At 49.2% G+C, this 2,381-nt stretch carries 1 protein-coding gene and 1 pseudogene; one reads left to right on the plus strand and one right to left on the minus strand.

The annotated features are described in order from the left end of the window. Positions 1-1,311 (minus strand): annotated as a pseudogene (locus ACFFNX_RS47810) (Tn3-like element Tn3 family transposase); the annotation flags it as partial. Positions 1,312-1,474: 163 nt separating this feature from the next. Here ACFFNX_RS47810 and ACFFNX_RS47815 point away from each other — a divergent pair. After that, positions 1,475-2,032 carry a recombinase family protein gene (locus ACFFNX_RS47815; RefSeq protein ID WP_001235713.1) on the plus strand — a complete coding sequence of 186 codons (558 nt, stop codon included), beginning with the start codon at positions 1,475-1,477 and terminating at the stop codon, positions 2,030-2,032. Positions 2,033-2,381: the final 349 nt, after the last annotated feature.

Here is a 2,381-nt window from a genome sequence, read left to right on the forward strand (position 1 = left end):
CGTTGGTGCGTCGTCAAAAAACTGCCGCCGTGAGCTGAACTCCCGGCTGAGGTAGTCACAGGCATTCAGAGTGGTAACCCCGGCAGGTGCGGATGAAAATTTAACGGTATTCAGCAGATGGGGCAGGAAACGACGAACGCGCCCGTACTGCTCCACCATTTCTTCATGAAAATTATCGTCTGAGGGCCGGGCAATTTCACGGACAAGCGTGATGATTTCAGCCAGCTTTTGCCTTGGGATGTAGCTGAACACCTCAGCACGAATCGATTCGTCCGGTGTTTCTTCTTTCAGCAGGTACGAACATGCGCTGGCGAGCGCCAATGCAGATTTATCCAGATCCTTCAGCGAGCGGAGCCGTTTTTTCTGCCCAATCTTTCTGGCGTCACGGATGATAACGGCCAGCATGGCGTCCAGAACGTCCAATGCATCATCCAGCGCCAGCGTTTCCCATGCAAGGACAAAGGCAACCAGAACCGCCATCCTTTTCTGCGGTGACATCCTGGCAATATTGAACACCGAAGTCATACCAGCATAACGTGCGAGATTTTTCAGGCGCACAGCCGGGAGTGTACTCAGGTTTTCAGCATGCAGGCCAAAATCGTTCAGAGTTTTCCAGCGTTCAATTGCTTCATTAAACGCCGGACCACTGATGGTCACAGGGCCCTTTTTCAGTGATTCCAGTAAAGACAGGCGGCTGCAATCAGTTGGCCCCAGCAGCATCTCCAGCTGTGAACGCTGTTCGGCTGACGGTATCAGTGCCAGTTTGTTCCACAGGCGCAACGTCGCCTTTTCCCTTACCTCTGAAATCAACCGGGTCAGCGTAGTGGCTCCGGGGAGAATAATACGATGTTGCATAAGCCACCCTGTCGCCAGATCGAAAAGCAGGCCAGGACGTTCGTTGCTTATCCAGCTCCGGGTATATAAAAGACGGGTAAGGCGAAATGTCCAGGGCCAGGCAAATTCACGATACTGATAGTGCTGACGTATCAGCGCTGCATGCTCACGGCGGGTATTTTCCCTCTGACCGTATTCTGCAAGAACGGTGATATCACGAATCCCGAGCTGTCTGGCGGTAAAATGCCGGACGCCGGAAGGAATATGATTCATATCGGTGAGGAAGGTGCCCAGAAAACGGACACATCCAATTTGCAGGGCAATGCCCAGACGGTTGTGATCACCTCTGCTTTTTCCGATAAATTCCTTGTCTGCTTCATCAAGGTGAAAATATCGTGCCAGCTGAAGCTCATCCGGTTCACCGGTGAATCTGCCATAGCTTTCAGTCTGCTCAGTGGTCAGAAAGTCAACGGGCATATCGGCCTCCCTGCCTGACGGGCATTTAGTAACATTTTTCCAACCGTACGAAATGTTATAAATTATCGGACATCGTAAAACTGTTACATTAATATGTCTATTAAATCGTAAATTTGTAATAATAGACATGAGTTGTCCGATATTCGATTTAAGGTACATTTTTATGCGACTTTTTGGTTACGCTCGGGTCTCAACCAGTCAGCAGTCTCTTGATCTTCAGGTCAGAGCACTCAAAGACGCAGGTGTGAAAGCAAACCGTATATTTACCGATAAGGCATCCGGCAGTTCAACAGACCGGGAAGGGCTGGATTTGCTGAGGATGAAGGTGGAGGAAGGTGATGTCATTCTGGTTAAGAAGCTCGACCGTCTTGGCCGCGACACTGCCGATATGATCCAACTGATAAAGGAATTTGACGCTCAGGGCGTGGCAGTCCGGTTCATTGATGACGGGATCAGTACCGACGGTGATATGGGGCAAATGGTGGTCACCATCCTGTCGGCTGTGGCACAGGCTGAACGCCGGAGGATCCTAGAACGCACGAATGAGGGCCGACAGGAAGCAAAGCTGAAAGGAATCAAATTTGGCCGCAGGCGTACCGTGGACAGGAACGTCGTGCTGACGCTTCATCAGAAGGGCACTGGTGCAACGGAAATTGCTCATCAGCTCAGTATTGCCCGCTCCACGGTTTATAAAATTCTTGAAGACGAAAGGGCCTCGTGATACGCCTATTTTTATAGGTTAATGTCATGATAATAATGGTTTCTTAGACGTCAGGTGGCACTTTTCGGGGAAATGTGCGCGGAACCCCTATTTGTTTATTTTTCTAAATACATTCAAATATGTATCCGCTCATGAGACAATAACCCTGGTAAATGCTTCAATAATATTGAAAAAGGAAGAGTATGAGTATTCAACATTTTCGTGTCGCCCTTATTCCCTTTTTTGCGGCATTTTGCCTTCCTGTTTTTGCTCACCCAGAAACGCTGGTGAAAGTAAAAGATGCTGAAGATCAGTTGGGTGCACGAGTGGGTTACATCGAACTGGATCTCAACAGCGGTAAGATCCTTGA

The organism is Actinoallomurus acaciae (assembly GCF_042429965.1).
Lineage (GTDB): Bacteria > Actinomycetota > Actinomycetes > Streptosporangiales > Streptosporangiaceae > Actinoallomurus > Actinoallomurus acaciae.

Excerpts from the sequence above, each read along its gene's own strand:
- ACFFNX_RS47815 (WP_001235713.1), top strand. The coding sequence starts at position 1,475 with ATGCGACTTTTTGGTTACGCTCGGGTCTCAACCAGTCAGCAGTCTCTT.